The organism is Streptomyces sp. NPDC054872 (assembly GCF_053610705.1).
On the sequence record NZ_JBSGYY010000016.1, the window covers coordinates 58,429 to 79,171 of the forward strand.

Consider the following 20,743-nt stretch of genomic DNA (forward strand, 5'->3'; position numbering starts at 1 on the left):
ATGAATTCCTCTCGTGAGTACGCCGATTACCTGACCGGGGAGCCGGTCGTCGACACCAAGGCCCCGGCAGGACCCGTCGCCGAACGCTGGGACACCCGCCGCTTCGAGGCCAAGCTGGTCAACCCCGCCAACCGCCGCAAGCACACCGTGATCGTCGTCGGCACCGGCCTCGCGGGCGGCTCCGCGGGCGCCACGCTCGCCGAACAGGGCTACCACGTCGTCCAGTTCTGCTACCAGGACTCACCGCGCCGCGCCCACTCGATCGCCGCGCAGGGCGGCATCAACGCCGCGAAGAACTACCGCAACGACGGCGACTCGATCCACCGGCTCTTCTACGACACCGTCAAGGGCGGCGACTTCCGCGCCCGCGAGTCCAACGTCCACCGCCTCGCACAGATCTCGGTGGAGATCATCGACCAGTGCGTCGCGCAGGGCGTCCCGTTCGCGCGCGAGTACGGCGGTCTCCTCGACACCCGCTCCTTCGGCGGCGTACAGGTCTCCCGGACGTTCTACGCGCGCGGCCAGACAGGTCAGCAGCTCCTCCTCGGCGCCTACCAGGCACTCAGCCGGCAGATCGCGGCGGGCAACGTGGAGATGCACGCGCGCACCGAGATGCTCGACGTGATCGTGGTCGACGGCCGCGCCCGCGGCATCGTTGCCCGCGACCTGATCACCGGCAGGATCGAGACGTACTTCGCCGACGCGGTGGTCCTGGCCTCCGGCGGCTACGGCAACGTCTTCTACCTGTCGACGAACGCCATGAACTCCAACGCCACAGCGGTCTGGCGTGCCCACCGGCGCGGCGCCTACTTCGCCAACCCCTGCTTCACGCAGATCCACCCGACGTGCATCCCGCGCACCGGCGACCACCAGTCGAAGCTGACGCTGATGAGTGAGTCGCTGCGCAACGACGGCCGCATCTGGGTCCCCAAGGCCCAGGGCGACGACCGCCCGGCCAACAAGATCCCCGAGGATGAGCGCGACTACTACCTGGAGCGCATCTACCCCTCCTTCGGCAACCTCGTGCCCCGCGACATCGCCTCGCGCGCCGCGAAGAACGTGTGCGACGAGGGCAGGGGAGTGGGACCCGGCGGCCAGGGCGTCTACCTCGACTTCGCCGACGCCATCAAGCGCATGGGCAAGAAGGCGGTCGAGGCCAAGTACGGCAACCTCTTCGACATGTACGCGCGGATCACCGACGAGGACCCGTACAAGACGCCGATGCGGATCTACCCCGCCGTGCACTACACGATGGGCGGACTCTGGGTCGACTACGACCTGCAGACCACCGTCCCGGGTCTGTTCGCCGTCGGTGAGGCCAACTTCTCCGACCACGGCGCGAACCGCCTCGGCGCGTCCGCCCTGATGCAGGGCCTGGCCGACGGCTACTTCGTGCTGCCGTCGACGATCAACGACTACCTCGCGCGCAACCCGCACCACGACGAGATCTCCGACGACCATCCCGTGGTACGTGAGGTGCTGGACGAGACAGCCGACCGGATCTCCCGACTCCTCGCCGTCGACGGAGACCGCACACCCGACTCCTTCCACCGCGAACTCGGTGAGCTCATGTGGGAGTTCTGCGGCATGGCCCGTACGGAGACGGGGCTGCGCAAGGCCCTGGAGCGCATCCCGCAGATCCGCGAGGAGTTCTGGCGCCGCCTGAAGGTCCCCGGCACCGGCGAGGAGTTCAACCAGTCCCTGGAGAAGGCGAACCGCATCGTCGACTACCTGGAGCTCGCCGAGCTGATGTGCCTCGACGCCCTGCACCGCGCCGAGTCCTGCGGCGGCCACTTCCGCGAGGAGTCGCAGACGCCGGACGGCGAAGCGGCGCGCGTGGACGAGGAGTTCTCGTACGCCGCCGCCTGGGAGTTCACCGCCACCGGTGATGCCCCCGTCCTCCATAAGGAAGACCTCGTCTTCGAGTACGTCCACCCCACTCAGCGGAGCTACGCATGAAGCTCACCCTGCGCGTCTGGCGCCAGCAGAACGCCGACGCCGACGGCGCCATGTCCACCTACGAGGTCGACGGCATCTCGTCCGACATGTCCTTCCTGGAGATGCTGGACACCCTCAACGAAGAGCTCATCGTCAAGGGTGACGACCCCGTCGCCTTCGACCACGACTGCCGCGAGGGCATCTGCGGCGCGTGCTCGCTCGTCATCAACGGCGACGCGCACGGGCCCGAGCGCACCACCACCTGCCAGCTGCACATGCGGTCCTTCAAGGACGGCGACACGATCGACGTCGAGCCGTGGCGGGCCGCCGCCTTCCCGGTCGTCAAGGACCTGGTCGTGGACCGCTCGTCCTTCGACCGGATCATCCAGTCCGGCGGGTACATCAGCGCCCCGACCGGTGCCGCCCCCGAGGCGCACGCGGCGCCCGTGCCGAAGCCCGACGCGGACTTCGCGTTCGAGCACGCGGAGTGCATCGGCTGCGGCGCGTGCGTCGCCGCCTGCCCCAACGGCTCGGCGATGCTCTTCACCTCGGCCAAGGTCAATCACCTGGGTGTCCTGCCGCAGGGCGCCCCGGAGCGCGAGACGCGGGTCCTGGACATGGTCGCGCAGATGGACGAGGAAGGCTTCGGTGGCTGCACGCTCACTGGCGCCTGCGCCACTGCCTGCCCCAAGGGGATCCCCTTGCCTTCCATCTCTGCCATGAACAAGGAGTGGCTGCGAGCCACGAGGAAGGTGAGTCGCTAGGGGCGGTGGGAGGCCGCGGGTTGGTTGTGGCTGATCGCGCAGTTCCCCGCGCCCCTGCGGGGCGCTACCGTCGCCGCATGCACCCGGGAGCGTACGACCCCGCCAGGACGGCCGTCGTCACCGCCGACGGCACACGGACCCTCACCTACGGACAGCTCGAAGAACGCTCCCTGCGGCTCGCGGATCATCTGCGGGCCGCAGGGCTGCGCCGGGGCGATCACTTCGCCCTGCTCTGCGACAACGACCCGCGCGCCCTGGAGGTCTACTGGGCGGCGCTGCGCTCGGGCCTCTACCTCACCGCCGTCAACCACCACCTCACGACGGACGAAGCCGCGTACATCGTGCGCGACTGCGGGGCGAAGGCGCTGATCATCTCCGGTTCGCTCGCCGAACTGGGCGCCGCCGTGACGGAGTTGGCGGGCGGCCCGCCGCTCCTGCTCGGCCTCGACGACGGGACGTACGAGAAGGCCCTGGAGGCCGCGTCCGCGCAGCCGCCCGCCCACCAGCCACGCGGCACCGACATGCTCTACTCCTCCGGCACCACGGGCCGCCCCAAGGGCATCAAGCCCGCGCTGCCCGAAGGGGACGTACGTGAGGAGCCGAGCACCTACGTACTGATCTTCCAGGCCATGTACGGCTTCGGCGAGGACACCGTCTACCTCTCGCCCGCCCCGATCTACCACGCGGCGCCGCTGCGTTTCTGCGGAGTCGTCACGTCGCTCGGCGGCACGGTCGTCCTCATGGACGCCTTCGACGCAGAAGGAGCCCTGGCGGCCGTCGAACGGCACCGGATCACGCACAGCCAGTGGGTGCCGACCATGTTCGTACGGATGCTGAAGCTGCCCGCCGAGGTGCGCGGGCGGTACGACCTGTCGTCGATGAAGATCGCCATCCATGCCGCCGCGCCCTGCGCCGTCGAGGTGAAGCGGCGGATGCTGGAGTGGTGGGGGCCCATCCTGCACGAGTACTACTCGTCGACGGAGGGCAACGGCATCACGTTCATCTCGCCCGACGAATGGCTGCGCAAGCCCGGCTCGGTGGGCAAGGACGGGTTCCTCGGCGAGTTGCGGATCTGCGACGAGGCGGGCGCACTTCTTCCGAGCGGCGAGACCGGCATCGTCTACTTCGAGCGCGACGAACTGCCCTTCCGCTACCACGGTGACGAGGACCGCACCCGCGGCGCCCAGCACCCCACGCATCCGAACTGGACCACCACGGGCGACATCGGGCACGTGGACGAGGACGGCTATCTCTTCCTCACCGACCGCAAGGCATTCATGATCATCTCGGGTGGTGTGAACGTCTATCCGCAGGAGGCCGAGGACTGTCTCGTACTGCATCCGGCGGTCACCGACGTCGCGGTCATCGGGGTGCCGGACGCGGAGATGGGGGAGGCCGTCAAGGCGGTGGTGTGCCCGGCCGGCGGAGTGACCACCGGCCCCGAACTGGAGCGGGAGCTGATCGCGTTCGTACGCGAACGCCTCGCCCACTACAAGGCGCCGCGTTCCGTGGACTTCACGGACTCGCTGCCCCGCACCCCCACCGGCAAGCTGGCCAAGTCCAAGCTGCGTACGTCGTATTGGGAGTGAACCGGCAGGGGTGAGCGGGCCGCGTCAGTCGCGGTCGCGGCCGGCCAGGACCGTCTCACGGAAGGACGCCACCACCGGCCGCAGATCGATGGCGTGCCAAGCCGCCCACAGGTGAACGGACGCCTTGTGCCAGGGCAGTTCGCGTACGGCGACACCCTCCGTCGTGCCGCGCACCATGCTCTTCTGGATGAGCGCGAGACCGAGGCCCGAGGCGACCAGGCCGAGCGCGGTGAGCGGTTCCGCGGCGTCCAGGCGGATGTCCGGGGTGAAGCCGGACGCCACGCACGAGGCGAGGAAGGCGTCACGCCAGGCCGGATCCCGGGAGTTCTCGACCGCGATCCACGCCTGCCCGTCCAGGTCGTCCGGCGCCAACTCGGCCTGCGTGGCGAGCGGATGGGTCGCGGGCAGCGCGAGCAGCAGCGGATCTTCGAGGAGGGGCGCGGCCAGGAGATCCGGATCGTCCTTCTCCGGCGGCTCCTGTACGAGGGCGATGTCGAGGCTGCGCTGACGCAGGCCCTCGAACTGTTCCGCCGCGGAGAGGCTGTAGAGGGCGACGTGGATCCCGGGGCGCTCCTCCTGCAGGGTGCGCAGCGCGCCCGGCAGGACGCCGGTGTGCATGGCGTCACCCACGTATCCGATGCACAGGCCGCCTTCCTCGCCGCGGCCGAGCCTGCGGCCGAGGTTCTCCAGGCGGTCCGCGTGCCGAAGCAGGGCGCGGGCCTCGCTCAGGAAGACCCGGCCGTCGGCGGTGAGGCGGATGCGCTGCTGGCTGCGCTCGAACAGGACGAGGTCGAGCTGCTTCTCCAGCTGGGCGATCTGGCGGCTGAGCGGCGACTGGGAGATGTGCAGGGCCTCAGCCGCCCGCCCGACGTGTTCCGTCTCGGCCACGGCCACGAAATAGCGCAGTTGTCGCAGGTCAAGCATGTAAGACCTCGGAGGACTCAAGTGTGTCCAAGCGAGTCTTGGACAGTCTCAAGCATCGATCCTAATCTCGAACTCGCAAGGACGACGGATCACCTGAACCCCACGGAACCGTCGGAAATCCACCACCGCGAGGACGCATCCCCCATGAGCATCAAGCACCTTCTCCCCGGAGCGCTCGGCTTCGGCACCGCCCCGCTCGGCAACATGTTCCGGGCCATCCCCGACGAGGAGGCCGCGGCCACCGTCGAGGCCGCCTGGGACCAGGGCATCCGCTACTTCGACACCGCCCCCTTCTACGGCGCGGGCCTCTCCGAGATCCGGCTCGGCGACGTCCTCGCGGGCCACCCCCGCGACGACTACGTCCTGAGCACGAAGGTCGGCCGCGTCATCCTGGACGAGGTCGAGGACCCCGCCGCCCGCGACCTCGGCGAGAAGGGTGGTCTCTTCGAGCACGGCCGCCCGAACAAAATGGTCAACGACTACACGGCCGACGCCACCCTCCGCTCCATCGAGGACAGCCTGAAGCGGCTGAAGACGGACCGGCTCGACATCGTGTGGGTGCATGATGTCGCCCAGGACTTCTACGGCGACGAGTGGCTGGCAGCCTATGAGCAGGCCCGTACGGGCGCTTTCCGCACCCTGGACCGGCTGCGCGCCGAGGGTGTCATCAAGGCCTGGGGCCTGGGCGTCAACCGCGTGGAGCCGCTCGAACTCACCCTCGACCTGGACGAGCCGAAGCCCGACGCCTTCCTCCTCGCGGGCCGCTACACCCTCCTGGACCACGACCGCGCCCTCCAGCGCCTGCTGCCGGACGCCGCCGCGCGGAACGTCGACGTCGTCGTGGGTGGTCCCTACAGTTCGGGCATCCTCGCGGGCGGTCAGCACTTCGAGTACCAGAAGGCGCCCGCGGAGATCGTCGCCAAGGTCGAGCGCATCAAGGCGCTCGCCGAGCGGCACGGCGTCGGCATCAAGTCCGCCGCGCTGCAGTTCGCCCTCGCCCACCCGGCAACGGTCGCGGCGATCCCCGGAGCGACCAGGCCCAGCCGCATCGCCGAGGACGTCGCCGCGCTCGGCGAGAAGATCCCCGCCGCGTTCTGGACGGACCTGCGCGCCGAGAAGCTGATCGCGGCGGACGCGCCGGTGCCCACCGCCTGACGTTCGACCACCCCTCTCGTACCTCTCACAAGGAGCAACCGTGGCCTCCACCTCCACCTCAGTCGAGATCCCCGTACCGGCCGACCGCGTCTGGCAGCTCATCGGCGGCTTCGACTCGCTGCCCGACTGGCTTCCGTTCATCCCCGCCAGCGAATCCAGCGAGGGCGGCCGCGTACGGAGGCTCACGAGCGAGGACGGCGGCGTCATCGTCGAGCGCCTCCTGCACTTCGACGACAAGGCCCGCACCTACAGCTACTCCATCCTCGAGGCACCCTTCCCCGCCACCGACTACGTGGCCACCCTCACGGTGCACGAGGTGCCCGGCCAACACACCTCCCGCGTCGAGTGGTCCGGCGTCTTCACACCGGTGGGCGCCGACGAGGACGAGGTCGTCGCCCTGTTCCACGGCATCTTCAGCGACGGACTCGCCGCCCTGACGCGGACCCTCGCCGCCTGAGGAAGCGGCCGTCCGTCAGACCCGGGCGATGAGTTTGACCTCGACCAGCAACTCCGGGAAAGCCAGCCGCGGAGTGCCGACCATGGTGCTCGCCACCTGCGGGTCCGGCCGCCCGTAGGCGTCCTTGCGCACGGGCCCCGCCGCGGCGTCGGTGGCTTCGACGTCCAGGGCGAAGATGACTTCCTCGACGACGTCGTCGAGCGAAGCGCCGAAGCGCCCCAGCAGTTCCGCCGCGTTGGCGTAGCACTGGCGCAATTGCTCGCCCGTGCGGGAGAAGTCGGTGACCCGTCCGGCATCATCGACGGGAGCGGGAGCGATCACTTCCGTACCGCTGTGGGACACCTGGCCGGACAGGTAGATGGTGTCGCCGCGTCTGACCGCCTGTGCGTACCCGTAGGTCTTCTCCCACGGGACGCCGAAACTCTCGACTTGCTGTGCGCTACTCATGAGGTCGACGGTATGAGGCAGTTCAGGGGCGGGCCAGGCTCGGCTGTGCCACTTACGGCAAGGATCGTGCCAGAGCCGGCGGCAGGTCCGCGAAGGTACGAGGGGGAGCAATTGGGGTCCGCAGAAGGCCGGACGGTGGTCGCGATTTTGGTGATGCCGCGTGTGTTCGCACTCGACGTCAGCATCCCCGAGCACGTCTTCGGGCGGCATCCGGGCTATCGAGTCCTCGTGAGGGGAGATGTCGGCGCCGGTGGTGCCTCGCTCGCCGACGTCGAGTCCGCCGACATCGTCGTCGTGCCCGGCTATGAGGAACCGCACGTCCCGGTCCCGGACGAATACCTGAAGGCGCTGCGGATCGCCGTCGAACGGGGCGCCCGTGTCGTGGCCATCTGCACAGGGGTGTTCGCGCTCGCGGCCTGCGGAATCCTGGACGGCAAGTCGGCCACGACGCATTGGCGCCACACCGATGAACTCCGTCTGGCGTATCCCGGCGTGGACGTCGTCGAGAACCGGGTGTTCACCGAGGACGGGGCCATTCTCACGTGCGCGGGCGGAGGCGCCGGAATCGACGCGTGCCTGCACGTCGTCGAGAAGGACTTCGGTGCCACCGCCTCGGACGGCGTGGCGAAGGACCTCGTCTTCTCCTCCACCCGTGGCGCGAACGAACCGCAGTACAGGGACGTGCCCGCCCCGCCGCGCGACAGCCTGCGGGCGACGCGCGAGTGGGTGCTCGACAACCTGGGGGCCGCGATCACCGTGCAGCGGCTCGCCGACCACAGCCTGCTGTCACGGCGGACCCTCATCCGTCGGTTCGTGCGCGAGACGGGCCTGCCGCCCATGCAGTGGGTCACCCTCCAGCGGATTCTCGACGCGCGCCGGCTCCTGGAGGCCTCGGACTGGTCCGTGGAGAGGATCGCCGGGGCGACGGGGTTCGGGTCGGCCGCCAATTTCCGGACGATCTTCCGGAGAGAGGTGGGAGTGACCCCGACCGCCTACCGGAAACTGCACGGTTGACCCGTGAAGGACGCACAGAAGAACCACCACGAGAAGACTCGCAGAAAGGCCGCCAGCGCAGCCAAAGCCTCCGAAGCCGCCCGAATGATCTACTGGACATCGGGGGACAAGGCGGAGGCCACGCTTGGGGCCACCCAGTCGCACCGCAGCAGGAGGTAACACAGCATGCTCGTCGATCTCTCCGGCAAGACCGCCCTCGTCACCGGATCGACCCAGGGAATCGGGGCAGCCATCGCGGTCGGCCTGGCCAAGGCGGGCGCCCGGGTAGCCGTCAACGGTCGCTCCGCCGCTTCCGTCGACAAGGCCGTCAACCGGTTGAAGGGGGAGCACGGCGCCGCCGAATTCTTCGCGGCCCCCGGCGACATCTCCACCGACGAAGGCGCCGCGCAGGTCTTCGCGGCCGTCCCCCGGGCGGACATCCTCATCAACAACCTGGGCATCTTCGGCGCGGAGCCCGCCCTCGACATCAGCGACGACGCATGGCGCCGCTACTTCGAGGTCAACGTACTGACCGCCGTCCGCATGATCCGCCACTATCTGCCGGGGATGAAGGACCGCTCCTGGGGGCGGATCCAGAACATCGCCAGCGACTCGGCACTCGTCACCCCCGCCGAGATGATCCACTACGGCATGTCGAAGACGGCGCTCCTCGCGGTCTCCCGGGGCTTCGCCAAGGAGGCCGCCGGATCGGGCGTGACTGTCAACTCCGTGATCGCGGGGCCCACGCACACCGGCGGTGTGGAGGACTTCGTGTACGAGCTCGTCGACCCCGCCCTGCCCTGGGACGAGGCCCAGCGGGAGTTCATGGTCAAGCACCGCCCGCAGTCCCTGATCCAGCGGCTCATCGAGCCGGAGGAGATCGCACACATGGTGGTCTACCTCAGCTCCCCACTGGCCTCGGCCACGACGGGCGGCGCACTGCGGGTGGACGGCGGCTACGTGGACGCGATCGTCCCGTAGCGAGGACGGCTCGACCCGCTTGCCGGCGACGCCTAGTCGTTGGTGGTCACGCGGACGTAGTCGACGACCAGTTGCTGCGGGAAGCTCGTGTTGCCGTCGGGGTCGCCGGGCCAGTAGCCGCCGACCGCGAGGTTGAGGATCAGGAAGAAGGGCTTGTCGAAGACCCACTGCTTGCCGCCGAGGTCGGCGGGGGTGCGGGTCTGGTAGACGTTGCCGTCCACGGACCACGTGACCTTGTTCGGTGACCAGTCCACCGCGAAGGTGTGGAACTTGTCCGCGAACGCCTCGCCGCCGGGCAGGGTGTAGCCCGCGCCGATGCCGCCGGAGCCCGAGTAGCCGGGGCCGTGCAGGGTGCCGTGGACGGTGGAGGGCTCGAAGCCGACGTTCTCCATCACGTCGATCTCACCGCTCTGCGGCCAGCCCACGCTGCCGATGTCGGCGCCGAGCATCCAGAACGCGGGCCACATGCCCTGCCCCCGCGGCACCTTCATGCGGGCCTCGACATGTCCGTACGTCTGCGTGAACTTGCCGGAGGTGTTGAGGCGGGCCGAGGTGTATTCACAACGGCCGTACCAGCACTGGTAGTTGCCGGGGTTCTCCTTGCGGGCGGTGATGACCAGGTTGCCCTGGCCGTCGAGGGCCGCGTTGTTGTTGCCCGAGGTGTAGTACTGGCGCTCGTGGTTGTTGACGTTGTCGCCCGTCTCGATCTGCCACTTGCCGCCGTCGACCGCCGATCCCGCGGGGCCGTCGAAGTTGTCGGTGAAGGTGGCGGCCGCGGCGGAACCGGCGGCGGAGTCGGCGGAGGGGGCCGCCGACGCTCCGGAGGGGAGACCGGTCAGGGCCGTGGCGCAGCAGGCCAGGGCAGCTGTGGTGAGCGCCGCACGGCGGCGCCAAGAGGTATGCACTGTCATCACATCGCTTCACGTGGGGGTGGCGAGAGAGTGGGGGCTGAGACGTGCGCGCAACTGTCGATAGGGCATGCGCATGACAAATCGACATCGAGAACTGAACGCGGCGAGCGATCAACGCCGACGCTTTGTTCAGTACTTGATTTAAGGCAGACTCCCGTTTCCCGTCAAGGAGTTGGTGCGGACCAACTTCAGCGGCCCCCGGCCCTCGCCCGTGCCAGATACGGTGCCGTCCGGCTCCCCGCGGCCTCGGCCACGGCGCCAGGCGGCCCTGCTGCGACCACGTGACCGCCCTGGTCGCCGCCCCCGGGACCCAGGTCGATCACCCAGTCCGCGCCGGCCACCACCGCCATGTCGTGCTCGACGACCACCACCGAGTGGCCCGCGTCGACCAGGCCGTGCAGCTGGCGCATCAGGACCTCGACGTCGGCCGGGTGGAGCCCGGTCGTGGGCTCGTCCAGGAGATAGAGCGTGTGACCACGCCTGACCCGCTGCAGCTCGCTCGCCAGCTTGATCCGCTGGGCCTCGCCGCCCGACAGTTCCGTCGCGGGCTGCCCGAGGCGCAGGTAGCCGAGTCCCACGTCCAGGAGGGTGCGCAGGCTGCGGGCCACGGCCGGGGTGTCCGCGAAGAACTCCGCGGCCGCCTCCACCGTCAGGTCGAGCACCTCGGCGATGTTCCGCCCCTGGTGCGTCACTTCGAGCGTCTTGGGGTTGTAGCGGGCACCCCCGCAGTCCGGGCAGGGCGCGTACGTGCTGGGCAGGAAGAGCAGTTCCACGCTCACGAACCCCTCGCCCTGGCAGGTCTCGCACCGTCCGCCCGCCACGTTGAAGGAGAAGCGGCCCACTCCGTAACCCCGTGCCCGTGCCGCGTCCGTGGCCGCGAAGACCTTGCGCACGACATCGAAGAGACCCGTGTAAGTGGCCAGGTTGGAGCGGGGCGTGCGGCCGATCGGCTTCTGGTCGACGCACACCAGGCGCCCCACGCCGTCGAGTTCCTCGGTGACCTCTCCGATGAGCGTGGACTTGCCGGAGCCGGAGACGCCGGTGACCGCGGTGAAGGCGCCGAGCGGGAACTCGGCGGTCACGTCGCGCAGGTTGTGCCGGCTGACGGGGCCCACCTTCAGCCAGCCGCGCGGGTCACGCACCTCGCGCGGCGGCGCGGACTCACGCCCGAAGAGGAAACGGGCCGTCGCGGACTCGGCCACGCCCTCCAGGTCCGCCACCGGGCCGCTGTGCAGCACCTGCCCGCCGTGCTCACCCGCGTCGGGACCCACGTCGACGAGCCAGTCCGCGTGGCGCATGACATCGAGATGGTGCTCCACGACGAAGACCGAGTTCCCCGCGGCCTTGAGCCGGTCGAGGACGGTGAGCAGGGACTCCGTGTCCGCCGGGTGCAGACCGGCCGACGGCTCGTCCAGGACGTACACGACACCGAAGAGACCGGAACGCAACTGCGTTGCCAGCCGCAGCCGTTGCAGCTCACCCGTGGAGAGGGTGGGTGTGGCGCGGTCCGGGCTCAGGTAGTCGAGGCCCAGCTCGGTGATCGTGTCGATGCGGGCGAGGAGGTCCGCGGCCAGGACCCGCGCCGCCTCCGAACGTGCCGCGCCCTGCAGAGACTTGGCCAGCTCCGACAAGGGCAGCGCCGCGAGGTCGGCGATCGTGCGGCCCGCGAAGGTGACCGCCATCGCCTCCGGTCGCAGCCTGCTGCCGCCGCACGCGGGGCAGTCGGAGCTCGCCAGGAACCGCTCGGCCTTGGTGCGCAGCGTCTGGCTCTTGGAGTCCGAGAACGTCTTCATCACATAGCGCCGGGCGCTCATGTACGTGCCCTGGTACGGGCGTTGGATGCGGCCCGCGTCCCGCACGGGATGCACCGTGACCACGGGCTGCTCGTCCGTGAACAGGATCCAGTCCCGGTCCGCCCGCGGCAGCTCGCGCCAGGGGCGGTCGACGTCGTACCCCAGGGCGTCGAGGACGTCGCGCAGGTTCTTGCCCTGCCAGGCGCCGGGCCAGGCCGCGATCGCGCCCTCGCGGATGGAGAGGGACGGGTCGGGCACCAGGAGTTCCTCGGTCGTGCCGTGCACCCGGCCCAGGCCTTGGCACTCCGGGCAGGCCCCGGCGGCCGTGTTCGGCGAGAAGGCGTCCGAGTCGAGCCGCTCGGCGCCCTCGGGGTAGGTGCCGGCGCGGGAGAACAGCATGCGCAGCGAGTTCGAGAGGTTCGTGACCGTGCCCACCGAGGAGCGGGACGTGGGCGCGGAGCGGCGCTGCTGGAGCGAGACCGCCGGCGGGAGCCCGGTGATCTCCCCGACCTGCGGCGCCCCCACCTGATGGATCAGCCGCCTGGCGTACGGGGCCACGGATTCGAAGTAGCGGCGCTGGGCCTCCGCGTAGACCGTACCGAAGGCGAGCGACGACTTGCCCGAGCCGGAGACCCCCGTGAAGACCGCGACGACGTCGCGGGGGATGTCCACGTCGACGTCCCGGAGGTTGTGCTCGCGGGCACCCCGGACACGTACGAACGGATCGTGGGGGCTGTGCATGGGGACTCCGTAGGCGGCTCGGGGGCAAACCCCACGATTCTAGGTCCCGGCCAGACCCGCGACCCGGGCCAGGCGCCGGAAGGAGTCGAGCAGGGCCTCACGGTCGTACGTACTGGTCGTGACCAGCACTTCCTGTGCCCCGCTCTCCTTGATCAGCATCTCGAGCTCGTCGGCCACCTGCTCCTCCGTGCCGTGGATGTGGCCGACGAGCCCGGACTCGTAGAAGCCGCGCTCCTTCTCGGTCATCGTCATCCGCGGCGACTCGACGCGCTCGGCCGGGGGCAGGGGCGGGAAGGTGCCGTGGGTGCGTGAGTACGCCATCGACCACGCTTCCGGTATCAGCAGGCGGCGGGCCTCCTCGGGGGTCTCGGCGACGGCGACCGTGCCCGAGACGACCACGTACGGCTCGCTTGACCACTCCGACGGGCGGAAGGTGGCGCGGTAGTGATCGATGCCGCGGAGCATCTTCTCGCGGCTCCTGAGGTCGCCGATGACCATCGGAAGCCCGGCGCGGGCCGCGACGGTGGCTCCCTCACCGATGGCCAGGACGAACGGCGGGACGGTCATGCCCTCGGTGGGGCGGGCGTGGGCTCCGGTGTCCGACGTGCCGCGGAACCAGCCGAGGAGCTCGGTGAGCTGTGCCGCGAAGTCCTCGGCGTCGTGCTTGTCCCGGCCGAGGGCCCTGCGGACCCCGTCGGTGAACCCCACCGAGCGGCCGAGGCCCATGTCGACGCGCCCGGGGAAGAGCGCTTCGAGGACCCCGAACTGCTCGGCGACGACCAGGGGTTGATGGTTCGGCAGCATCACGCCGCCCGTGCCGACCCGGATGGTGCGCGTCGCGGCGGCGACCGCGGCGGCGAGGACCGTCGGCGCGGATCCCGCGACGCCCGGAACCGCATGGTGCTCCGAGACCCAGAGACGGTGATACCCGAGCCGTTCGAGCTCCTGCGCCAGGCGCACGGTGTCGCGCAGGGCCTCGGGTCCTTCGTGTCCCTCGCGGGTGCGCGAACGGTCGAGGACGGAGAAGCGGGTTGATCCGATCACTGAGGTCACGACAGGTTCAACGCCTGAGCGGCGCCAGGATTCCCGGCCGCGGGTCCGGGGCGAGACCGCCGCGGGACTGCCTAGGCTGGGCGCGTGAGCGACGACAGCAGGCCGCTGGCCGTATTCGACCTGGACAACACCCTCGCGGACACCGCGCACCGCCAGCGCTTCCTGGAGCGGAGGCCACGGGACTGGGCGGGTTTCTTCGCGGCGGCTCCGGATGACCCGCCGCTGACCCGGGGGGTGGCCCTCGCCCTGGAGAGCGCGCGCGAGTGCGAGGTCGTCTACCTCACGGGCAGGCCCGAGCGGTGCCGCCAGGACACCGTGGCGTGGCTGGCGGCCCAGGGGCTCCCGGAGGGGCGCATCTGGATGCGCCGCAACGACGACCGGCGGCCCGCCCGCCGGACCAAGCTGGAGATCCTGCGGCGGATCTCCAGGTCCCGTGAGGTCCGGATGCTGGTGGACGACGACGAGTTGGTGTGCGACGAGGCCGAACGGGCGGGCTTCAAGGTCGTACGGGCGCGCTGGGCGAGCACGTCAGCCGCGTTGCAGGACGCGCAGGAGCGCGAGGGGCGGACGTGACCGCTCAGTGGTGAGAGCGCAGAGGTGACCGCTCAGCAGAGGTGACCGCTCAAGCGATGACGCCTCGGTGAGGGTCAGGCGCTGTCGCCGTCGTCAAGGCGGAACCCGACCTTCAGGCCCACCTGGTAGTGCTCGATCTCGCCGTTCTCGATGTGGCCGCGCACCTGGGTGACCTCGAACCAGTCCAGTGAGCGCAGCGTCTGCGAGGCGCGGGCGATGCCGTTGCGAATGGCCTGGTCGACGCCCTCGTGCGAGGTGCCGACGATCTCGGTGACCCGGTAGGTGTGGTCGGACATGAGGCAGTTCCTCTCCGCCGTGTGGTGACGTCACAGTGATGGGGTGACGTCACTCCACCGTGCCCCACCACGCGGCGGTGCGCGAGGCGGTGGGCGCGGGGGATCCACGGCGTGTACGCACCGGAATCCCGGATTTCGGTGCCGTTGCCCCTTGAATTACCCATTGGTACAGACCAAACTCCAGCCATACCCGTTCGAGCCATCAGCTCACCCCCCGCGTCGGGCCGCCCCTCCCTGTCCGCAGGCAGAAAGTGACCCACGTGAAACCGCACCGCCGCGTCGCCATGTCCCTGACCCTCGTCCTCGCCGCCACCACGCTGCTCCCCGGCTGCGGTGTCCTGCCGGGCGGCGGAGAGGACAGGCGGACCGTCACCGTGTGGCTCACGCGGGGCAGCGCGTCGGCGGAGTTCATCAAGCGGTTCACCACGGACTTCGAGAAGCGCAACGGCGACGTCGACCTGGAGATACGCCTCCAGGAGTGGACCGGCATCGGCGGCAAGGTCAAGGCCGCGCTCAAGGCCGAGGAGGGGCCCGACGTCATCGAGGTCGGCAACACCCAGGTCGCCCAGTACGTCGACGAGGGCGGGCTCTACGACCTCACCCTGGAGTCCGCGCGCGACCTCGGCATGAAGGACTGGCTGCCGGGCCTCGCCGAGCCGGGGCGCTACAACGGCAGCCAGTACGGCATCCCCTGGTACGCCGCGAACCGCGTCGTCATCTACAACAAGGACCTCTTCGCGCAGGCCGGCATCGAACAGCCGCCGAAGACGCGCGCGCAGTGGGTCGCCGACACGGAGCGGCTCAACTCCGGTGGCGACCAGGGGATCTACCTGGCGGGCCAGGACTGGTACACCCTGGCCGGATTCATCTGGGACGAGGGCGGCGAGCTCGCCACGGAGGCCAAGGGGTCGCGCGGCGTGTGGGAGGGCAGCCTGCATACGCCCGCCGCGCTGCGGGGCATGGACTTCTACCGGCAGCTGCAGGCGTTGGGCGAGGGTCCGCGCGACGCGGACGAGGAGCATCCGCCGCAGGCGGGGGTGTTCGCCAAGGAGGATGTGGCGCAGATCGTCGCCGTGCCCGGGACCGCGCGCGCCATCGAGGAGGCGAACCCCGAGCTGAAGGGGAAACTCGGCTACTTCCCGATCCCCGGCAAGACCGCGGCGAAGCCGGCCGCCGTCTTCACCGGCGGATCCGACCTCGTGATACGCGAGAAGACGGAGGACCGTGCGGGCGCGGTCGCCGTGATTGAGGCGCTCGCGGGCAAGAAGTGGCAGACCGACCTGGCCCGGACGATGAACTACGTACCGAACAAGACGACGCTGGCCTCCGCCGTTTCGGGCGAGGAGGGAGTCGCCGCGATGGCCGCGGGCGCCGCGCGGGGCCGGGCGACACCGGCCTCACCGAAGTGGGCCGCGGTGGAGGCGGACAACCCCATCAAGGCGTACATGTCCAAGGTCCTCGCCGGGGGCGACCCGGCGACGGAGGCGAAGGCCGCCTCGCGCCGGATCACCCGGGAGCTGGACGTCAGCGGGCCGTGAAAGCGTCGGGCCGCGAGCGCCGGCGGCCCGTCACGAGGCCTGGCGCGCCACGCTGAGCGACAGCGCGAAGCGCGCCCTCTCGTCCGTCCACCAGTGCGTGAGCTCCAGATCGGCGGCGGACAGCTCGGCCCGTACGCCCTCCTCGCGGAACTTGGCCGAGATCTCGGTGCGCATCTCCTCGTGGCGGTCGAAGTCGACCGCGAGCTCGAGCGCCGGGATCTTCACCGTCTGGGCGGTCAGGGACCGCAGGCGCATCTCGATCCACTCGCGCTCGCGGTTCCAGACGGCCACGTGCGAGAACGCGTCGGGATCGAAGTCCGCGCCGAGCTCGCGGTTGATCACGGTCAGGACGTTCTTGTTGAAGGAGGCGGTGACGCCCGCCCCGTCGTCGTACGCCGAGACGAGCACCGACTCCTCCTTCACCAGGTCCGTGCCGAGCAGCAGCGCGTCACCGGGGGAGAGCAGGGTGCGCACCGACGACAGGAACGCCGAGCGCTCCGCGGGCAGCAGGTTGCCGATCGTGCCGCCGAGGAAGGCGACGAGCCGCGGCCCCGGCGTGCCCGGCAGAGCGAGACCGCCGGTGAAGTCGGCGATCAGCGCGTGCACGTCCAGGGAGGGACGCGAGGCGATCAGGGTGTTCGCGGCGCCGGTCAGCGCGCTCTCGCTCACGTCCACGGGTACGTACGTGTGCAGGTCCGCCAGCGCGTCGATCAGATGACGGGTCTTCTCCGAGGAACCCGAACCCAGCTCGATGAGCGTGCGCGCGTCCGTCGCCGCGGCGATCTCCGCGGCACGGGTCTGCAGGATCTCGCGCTCGGCACGCGTCGGGTAGTACTCGGGCAGCGTGGTGATCTCGTCGAAGAGGGCGCTGCCCCGCGCGTCGTAGAACCACTTGGGCGGCAGCGTCTTGGGGGTACTGGTGAGGCCGCGCAGGACGTCGGCGCGCAGAGCGGCGTCCGTGGCGTCCACGGGCAGGGTGCGGGTCAGCTGGAACGGGCTCACGCGGTGGGCTCCTTGAGCGGGGTCAGCAGGACATCGGTACGGCTTGCGGCGAGCAGGGTGCGGTCGGGCACCTGGCGCCAGTGCGGATCGTCGTCGTAGGGCTCGGAGGCCACGACGGTGCGGCGGCCGGGTTCGGCGAGGTACCAGAGGGTGTCGCCCCAGGCGGTCGCCGCGATCGTCTCGCCGTTGGTGAGCAGCAGGTTGAGGCGTGATCCGGGGGCCGCCTCCGCGACCTCGGTCACGGTGTCCGCGAGGGCCTGCCCCTCCTCGTCACCGCTGCGCAGCCGGCGCAGGACCAGCGCCCACACCAGGGCGGAGTCGCAGCGCGCCTCCATGGACAGCAGGTCCTCGGGCGGCAGGAGGCGGGACACCCGGGCCAACGAGCGGGGCCAGCCCGTGACCGCGCCGTTGTGGCTGAACAGCCAGGTCCCGGCGGCGAAGGGGGCCGCCGCCGCCTCACCGTCCGCGCCCGCCTCGGTCGCGTCGCGCACCGCGGCGAGCAGGGCCCCGGACCGGACGACCCGGGCGAGGTCGGCGAAGGACTGGTCGCCCCAGATGGGCCCGGAGCGGCGGTAGCGGGCGGGCACCGGGTCACCGTCGGCGTACCAGCCTACCCCGAAACCATCGGCGTTGACCGTGCCGTAGCGCTGGTGCCGCGGCGCCCACGACTGGCGCAGCAGGCTGTGCGAGGGGTCCACGAGGAGCTTGCCCAGCGGCTGGTCCGGCCCGAGGAAGGCCAGGTGACGGCACATCAGCGGGCCTCCGTCGGACTCGCGTCGCGCGCGGTGCGGAACCCGGAGAAGATCTGCCGGCGGACCGGGTGGTCCCAGTTGCGGAACGTGCCCCGGCACGCCACCTCGTCCACGGAGAACGCCCCGCCGCGCAGCACCTTGTAGCCGCCGCCGAAGAAGACGTCCGAGTACTCGCGGTAGGGGAAGGCGGCGAACCCCGGATAGGGCAGGAAGTCGCTGGAGGTCCACTCCCACACGTCGCCGATCAACTGGCGTACGCCGAGCGGGGATTCACCGGCGGGATAGCTGCCGGCCGGGGCCGGGCGGAGGTGGCGCTGGCCCAGGTTGGCGCGCTCGGGTGTGGGGTCGGCGTCGCCCCACGGGTAGCGCATCGAGCGGTCGGTCGCCGGGTCGTGCCGGGCGGCCTTCTCCCACTCCTCCTCGCTGGGCAGACGCCGGCCCGCCCAGCGGGCGTACGCGTCCGCCTCGTACCAGCTGACGTGCAGCACCGGCTCGTCGGGCGGTACGGCCTCCACGGTCCCGAAGTGGCGGCGCAGCCACTGACCGCCCTCCCTGCGCCAGAACAGCGGCGCCGAGAGGCCGTTTCCGCGGATCATGTCCCAGCCCGCCGGGGCCCACCACCGCTGCTCCTCGTAGCCGCCGTCGGCGATGAAGCGCTGATACTCGGCGTTGGTCACCGGCGTCGTGTCGATGAAGAACGGCGGGACCACACGGCGGTGGGCCGGGCGTTCGTTGTCCAGCGCCCACGGCTCGGTGGAGGTGCCCATGGTGAACGGGCCGCCCGGCACGAGGACTTCGGCGGGGCCGCCGAACGGCGGCGCGGGCGCGGGGTCAGGTGCCGTGAGCGCCGCGGGGCCCGAGCGCAGCTGATGGGTGATCAGCATCGTCTCGTCGTGCTGCTGTTCGTGCTGCGCGATCATGCCGAACGCGAAGCCCGCATCCGTCAGCGGCGAACCGCGGAAGGGTGTGCTCTCCAGGACATCGAGCGCACGCCCGCGCACGTCGGCCGCGTAGCGGCGGGCCTCGGCGGGCGCGAGCAGCGGCAGGCTCGGCCGCTCGGAGCGGGGGTGCTCGAAGGCGTCGTACAGTCCGTCGATCTCGGGCCGCATGGCGTCGCGGCCCGCCACCGCCCGCAGCAGCCACTGCTCTTCCTGGTTGCCGATGTGTGCGAGGTCCCAGACCAGAGGTGACATCAACGGCGAGTGCTGTGCGGTCAGTTCGGGCTCCTCGACGCACGTGGTGAGGAGCGAGGTGCGGTCCCTGGCGGCCAGCAGCGCCGCCTGGGCGCGTCGGCGAAGCGCATCGGGGTCGCTGACGGTTCCGGTCATCGGAGGATGCCCTTCTCGTGCTCGGGTGCGTGGTGGTGGCTGCCGCCGTGCGGGTTCCCGTCCAGCAGGTCGTCGGCGGGGCAGCGGCCCCGCGCGACATACCGCTCGGCGTACCCGGCGACCGCTTCGCACACCTCGGCGCTCGCACCGAGACGGGGCAGCGCGTCGGAGGCCGCCGCGAAACACGCGGCCGCGGCCTCGCGCAGCTCCGGGTCGGTGAGCCCGTCCCGCGCCGCGTCCAGCCACAGCGGGCTGCGCGGCGCCGCGGGCGCACCCGGCGGGCACGCGCGCTCGGCCAGTGGCTTCACGGTGCGGTAGGCGGTCTCGGCGGCCTGCGGGTCGTCGAACAGTGCGCTCGTCACGGCGAGCGGCACGATCCAGCCGTGCTGTCCCGGCTGGGCGTCGACCATCCGCAGCTCCAGATGGCCGCGCGGGCGTACGGGCGGGAAGAGCGTGGTCAGGTGGTAGTCGAGGTCGTCGCGGGTGGGCGGGCGTGGCGCACCGGAGCGGGCCCAGGTGCGAAACGTCAGCCCCTCCGGGACGGCCCAGGGCGCGTCGTCGTCGCCGTCCTGCGATCTGACGAACATCACCGGCGCGTCCAGGGCGTGCCGTGCCCAGGCCGCCCGCGGCTCCGCGTCCAGCGGCGGAGCGCCCGACGTGCCCGGTGCGACGGACGCCCACACGGCCTGCCGGGTGGAGCGCCAGCCGGTGAAACGCCCGCTCTGGAAGGGCGAGTTGGCGAAAGCGGCGACCAGCACGGGGCCCAGCAGATGGGCGAGCCGCCAGCGGCGTCCGTAGCCGAGCGGTCCCGGCTCCTCGTGCCCCGCGTCCAGACAGATCTGCACGGACGCCGTGGAGCACATCATGCGGCGCCCCGCGGGGCCCGTGCGATCGAGGTAGCACTCCATCGCGTCATAGCGCGGCCGGTGCAGGATGCGGGACGGCGGGCGCCAGGGATCGGCGCCGAGCCCGGTGAGCGTCAGATCCAGGGCGGCAAGGCGATCGCGTACGAGGGAGAGATCCGCCGATACGGCGGACACACATTCCATGAGCGAGGCGGCGGGAAGCGAGCTGAGCTCCAGCTGGCCGCCTGGTTCGACGGTGATCAGAGAGTGCAGGGGCAGGGCCCGCAGTGCGGCGTAGGCCGCTTCGAGGCGGGCGGGGGACACGGGCAGATGGAGCCGGTGCGGCTCGTGGATCAGCCATTCCAGTTCGACACCGGTGACGCGCGGTGGTCCGGTCTTGAAGCAGATGCCGGCGACCAGCGCCTCCGCCTCGGACTCGGATACCGCGGTGCCGTACTTCGCGCGGTACGTCGTACAGTCACCCTCGGGCATGCTGAGGTCCTCCTGTTCAAGTCCTGCCTGGTCCAGCGGTTGTGGACCACCCGGCCGACTCGATCAGGGTGGGCCCGAACCGGCCTGGGTCGGCAGCGCTCGTACTACCCAAGACCTTGTCGGCCGTTCGCACAAGAGTGCCCCTGGAGCCAAGCCGGTGCCAGGGAATTC

Annotated in this window: 19 protein-coding genes; 9 read left to right on the forward strand and 10 right to left on the reverse strand. The window is 70.6% G+C overall.

Translation table 11 applies throughout. From position 1 onward, the window contains the following. The 3 genes from ACWGIH_RS21185 to ACWGIH_RS21195 all read left to right on the forward strand — a co-directional run bounded on the left by ACWGIH_RS21185 (position 1) and on the right by ACWGIH_RS21195 (position 4,291). Positions 1 to 1,959 (forward strand): fumarate reductase/succinate dehydrogenase flavoprotein subunit, encoded by a 1,959-nt coding sequence (locus ACWGIH_RS21185; protein WP_453447036.1) that lies wholly within the window; start codon positions 1 to 3, stop codon positions 1,957 to 1,959. After that, entirely contained in the window at positions 1,956 to 2,702 is a 747-nt protein-coding gene (locus tag ACWGIH_RS21190) for a succinate dehydrogenase/fumarate reductase iron-sulfur subunit (RefSeq protein ID WP_453447035.1), read from the forward strand. The genes ACWGIH_RS21185 and ACWGIH_RS21190 overlap by 4 nt, the downstream gene beginning before the upstream one ends. Before the next feature lie 77 nt (positions 2,703 to 2,779). Next, positions 2,780 to 4,291 carry an acyl-CoA synthetase gene (locus ACWGIH_RS21195; protein WP_453447033.1) on the forward strand — a complete coding sequence of 504 codons (1,512 nt, stop codon included), beginning with the start codon at positions 2,780 to 2,782 and terminating at the stop codon, positions 4,289 to 4,291. A 24-nt stretch (positions 4,292 to 4,315) separates the two neighbouring features. Here ACWGIH_RS21195 and ACWGIH_RS21200 read toward each other — a convergent pair whose 3' ends face one another. Next, complete coding sequence (locus ACWGIH_RS21200) at positions 4,316 to 5,215, reverse strand: LysR substrate-binding domain-containing protein (protein WP_453447031.1); 900 nt, start codon at positions 5,213 to 5,215, stop codon at positions 4,316 to 4,318. A gap of 144 nt (positions 5,216 to 5,359) precedes the next feature. Between ACWGIH_RS21200 and ACWGIH_RS21205 the strand changes: the two genes are divergently transcribed. Together ACWGIH_RS21205 and ACWGIH_RS21210 are read left to right on the forward strand one after the other, a co-directional pair. Further along, the gene (locus tag ACWGIH_RS21205) at positions 5,360 to 6,370 is read left to right on the forward strand and encodes an aldo/keto reductase (protein ID WP_453447029.1); all 1,011 of its coding nucleotides are present in this window, start codon (positions 5,360 to 5,362) and stop codon (positions 6,368 to 6,370) included. A 40-nt stretch (positions 6,371 to 6,410) separates the two neighbouring features. Beyond that, positions 6,411 to 6,827, forward strand: a complete 417-nt coding sequence (locus ACWGIH_RS21210; protein WP_453447028.1) for an SRPBCC family protein — start codon at positions 6,411 to 6,413, stop codon at positions 6,825 to 6,827. Positions 6,828 to 6,842: 15 nt separating this feature from the next. Here ACWGIH_RS21210 and ACWGIH_RS21215 read toward each other — a convergent pair whose 3' ends face one another. Next, positions 6,843 to 7,274, reverse strand: coding sequence for a Rid family hydrolase (locus ACWGIH_RS21215; RefSeq protein ID WP_453447026.1), 432 nt, complete (start codon positions 7,272 to 7,274; stop codon positions 6,843 to 6,845). Positions 7,275 to 7,427: 153 nt separating this feature from the next. Here ACWGIH_RS21215 and ACWGIH_RS21220 point away from each other — a divergent pair, with 153 nt between their 5' ends. Both ACWGIH_RS21220 and ACWGIH_RS21225 read left to right on the forward strand, forming a co-directional pair. Further along, positions 7,428 to 8,288, forward strand: a complete 861-nt coding sequence (locus ACWGIH_RS21220; protein WP_453447024.1) for a GlxA family transcriptional regulator — start codon at positions 7,428 to 7,430, stop codon at positions 8,286 to 8,288. A gap of 165 nt (positions 8,289 to 8,453) precedes the next feature. Further along, a complete protein-coding gene (locus tag ACWGIH_RS21225; protein ID WP_453447023.1) occupies positions 8,454 to 9,248 on the forward strand; it encodes an SDR family NAD(P)-dependent oxidoreductase in 795 nt (264 codons plus the stop codon). Between the two features lie 32 nt (positions 9,249 to 9,280). Here the strand turns inward: ACWGIH_RS21225 and ACWGIH_RS21230 are convergent, their stop codons facing one another. From ACWGIH_RS21230 to ACWGIH_RS21240, 3 genes are all read right to left on the reverse strand, one after another. Beyond that, positions 9,281 to 10,159 carry a glycoside hydrolase family 16 protein gene (locus ACWGIH_RS21230; protein WP_453447021.1) on the reverse strand — a complete coding sequence of 293 codons (879 nt, stop codon included), beginning with the start codon at positions 10,157 to 10,159 and terminating at the stop codon, positions 9,281 to 9,283. 188 nt (positions 10,160 to 10,347) lie between these two features. Beyond that, on the reverse strand, positions 10,348 to 12,693 hold the full coding sequence (locus tag ACWGIH_RS21235) for an ATP-binding cassette domain-containing protein (RefSeq protein WP_453447019.1): 2,346 nt from the start codon (positions 12,691 to 12,693) through the stop codon (positions 10,348 to 10,350). 39 nt (positions 12,694 to 12,732) lie between these two features. Beyond that, complete coding sequence (locus ACWGIH_RS21240) at positions 12,733 to 13,746, reverse strand: LLM class flavin-dependent oxidoreductase (RefSeq protein WP_453447017.1); 1,014 nt, start codon at positions 13,744 to 13,746, stop codon at positions 12,733 to 12,735. A gap of 84 nt (positions 13,747 to 13,830) precedes the next feature. Here ACWGIH_RS21240 and ACWGIH_RS21245 point away from each other — a divergent pair, with 84 nt between their 5' ends. Then, positions 13,831 to 14,319: a phosphatase domain-containing protein gene (locus ACWGIH_RS21245; protein WP_453447016.1), complete on the forward strand. Its 489-nt coding sequence runs from the start codon at positions 13,831 to 13,833 to the stop codon at positions 14,317 to 14,319. Positions 14,320 to 14,393: 74 nt separating this feature from the next. On the opposite strand, the gene ACWGIH_RS21250 is transcribed toward ACWGIH_RS21245, so the two are convergent. Then, the gene (locus ACWGIH_RS21250; RefSeq protein ID WP_361831529.1) at positions 14,394 to 14,615 is read right to left on the reverse strand and encodes a dodecin; all 222 of its coding nucleotides are present in this window, start codon (positions 14,613 to 14,615) and stop codon (positions 14,394 to 14,396) included. A gap of 284 nt (positions 14,616 to 14,899) precedes the next feature. On the opposite strand from ACWGIH_RS21250, the gene ACWGIH_RS21255 reads away from it, so the two are divergent. Next, complete coding sequence (locus tag ACWGIH_RS21255; RefSeq protein WP_453447110.1) at positions 14,900 to 16,153, forward strand: extracellular solute-binding protein; 1,254 nt, start codon at positions 14,900 to 14,902, stop codon at positions 16,151 to 16,153. 30 nt (positions 16,154 to 16,183) lie between these two features. Here ACWGIH_RS21255 and egtD read toward each other — a convergent pair whose 3' ends face one another. Genes egtD through egtA form a run of 4 tightly spaced genes read right to left on the reverse strand, consistent with a single transcriptional unit; the run spans position 16,184 to position 20,572 of the window. Then, on the reverse strand, positions 16,184 to 17,155 hold the full coding sequence (egtD, locus tag ACWGIH_RS21260; RefSeq protein WP_453447014.1) for an L-histidine N(alpha)-methyltransferase: 972 nt from the start codon (positions 17,153 to 17,155) through the stop codon (positions 16,184 to 16,186). Next, complete coding sequence (egtC, locus tag ACWGIH_RS21265; RefSeq protein ID WP_453447012.1) at positions 17,152 to 17,907, reverse strand: ergothioneine biosynthesis protein EgtC; 756 nt, start codon at positions 17,905 to 17,907, stop codon at positions 17,152 to 17,154. Before egtC ends, egtD begins: the two co-directional genes overlap by 4 nt. After that, positions 17,907 to 19,235, reverse strand: coding sequence for an ergothioneine biosynthesis protein EgtB (egtB, locus tag ACWGIH_RS21270; RefSeq protein ID WP_453447010.1), 1,329 nt, complete (start codon positions 19,233 to 19,235; stop codon positions 17,907 to 17,909). Before egtB ends, egtC begins: the two co-directional genes overlap by 1 nt. Next, the gene (gene egtA / locus ACWGIH_RS21275; protein ID WP_453447008.1) at positions 19,232 to 20,572 is read right to left on the reverse strand and encodes an ergothioneine biosynthesis glutamate--cysteine ligase EgtA; all 1,341 of its coding nucleotides are present in this window, start codon (positions 20,570 to 20,572) and stop codon (positions 19,232 to 19,234) included. The genes egtB and egtA overlap by 4 nt, the downstream gene beginning before the upstream one ends. Positions 20,573 to 20,743 lie beyond the last annotated feature (171 nt).